We start from the raw sequence: 1,725 nt of genomic DNA on the forward strand, positions 1-1,725 counted from the left end.
CTACCTCAGCTTCATCCTCCTGCAATCTGTCCTGATTAGCCACAACCGTAGCACTCTCACCCCGGACTGGCTGACCATGGCAGTTGTTGTCCAAATCTCCTTGCTGACATGTCTGGGCTTTACCTACACCAAGTTGGGACAAAAACTCCCTGGCATCATCTTTCTTGCTGCCACTTGGTCTGTCACCCTGATCGAGCAACTCTGGGCTACCCTCAACGGATTTGCCCTGCTTGGTCTTTTCGCCTGGACATTGGTCTTCCTCACTCTCGCTGCCATAGTCCCTGTTCTGTGGCAATTGCACCTGGTAGCGCAACTGGGAACTCTGACCTACTATACCTTCGCCACTGCAGTTTTGGGTTTGCGCCCCCATGGTCAAGGACTTGATGTTGCTCATGCTCTCTATCTGTTCTGGTTCTGTGCCATTTGTGACCTGGGAGTTTACCGCTACGAACAGTTACAACGGGCAGAGTTTGAGGCAAAAAGACGACTACAGCTGGAGCAACAAAAGTCAGAGCGTCTGTTGCTCAACATCCTGCCAGAGCAGATCGCACACCAACTCAAGGATCAAGAGCAGCCATCGATCGCTGAACACTATAGCGAAGTGTCGGTGTTATTTGCTGATATTGTGGGGTTTACAGCACTTTCAGCCAGGATGTCTCCTGCCGATGTTGTGCAACTGCTGAACCAGTTGTTTTCTGTGTTTGACCAACTAGTCGATCGCTATGGCTTAGAAAAGATTAAGACGATTGGGGATGCCTACATGGTGGTGGGTGGGTTGCCGACTCCCCGTGCTGACCATGCTGAGGCTGTGGCTGACATGGCGCTGGCAATGCAAAGCAGTCTGAGTCAAGTGGACAAAATCTGTGGTTACCATCTCAGTTTGCGCATTGGGATGCATAGTGGACCTGTGATTGCAGGAGTGATTGGGAGGCGGAAGTTCATGTATGACTTGTGGGGGGATACGGTGAACACTGCGAGTCGGATGGAGTCCTATGGAGTACCCGATCGGATTCAGGTGACAGAAGCGGTTTACCGACGGCTGCGTTACGGTTATGATTTTCAGGAGCGGGGAGAGATTGAAATCAAGGGCAAGGGGAGCATGAAGACTTATTTTTTGCTGGGCAAGCGGCAATCGGAGTCAGTTCAACCGAAGTACTAGCCAAGACAATTGAAGCCTACAACTTGAGATTTAACCGCCAGCAGGTGAGCGAATTGTTGCCAATATTGCGAGAAGCGATCGACTAGTGGGGAGCACGAGTTTAATCCCCGCTTTACGGCAGCAAATCAAAAGCATCTTTGGACGAGAGCCAGTGCAGAGTCACAAGCCCAGTAGTAGGAGGGGCATTATAGAGCAATTCAAAACCAGTTGCGCCACAACTAATTTTAGGGTAAAAAGACCTTCATACCCTGTTTGCCATTTTTATCCTACGACTAAGGAATGGGTTGCTCTGCAAGCCAATACCGATGGGCAGGACATCACCCTAGTGCTGGAGAGGCGACAAGTATGTTGTTTTCGCCCTTTGAGTGGGGAAGAAGGGGTAAAGTTTGGGGATGTGGGCGTAGATAGATTGCGTGTGACGTTCACAGCAGGCAGGGAGAGAAATTTTGAAAAATGACATTCGCCCGTGTGAGCTAGTGGTGAGAGACCGATATAAATATAGCGTATTCTCATGTCAATCCAGTAATCACGTGCTTAAGTATGTACAATTCCTGAGGAATGTCCTC

1 protein-coding gene is annotated in these 1,725 nt (G+C 49.8%); it reads left to right on the forward strand.

What is annotated here, in order from left to right; translation table 11 throughout:
- Window positions 1-1,159: adenylate/guanylate cyclase domain-containing protein (locus tag NZ772_18480; GenBank protein ID MCS6815543.1), on the forward strand; the 1,159-nt coding region annotated here is incomplete at its 5' end.
- Window positions 1,160-1,725 lie beyond the last annotated feature (566 nt).

The sequence above is a fragment of the Cyanobacteriota bacterium genome (assembly GCA_025054735.1).
Classification (GTDB): Bacteria; Cyanobacteriota; Cyanobacteriia; order SKYG9; family SKYG9; genus SKYG9.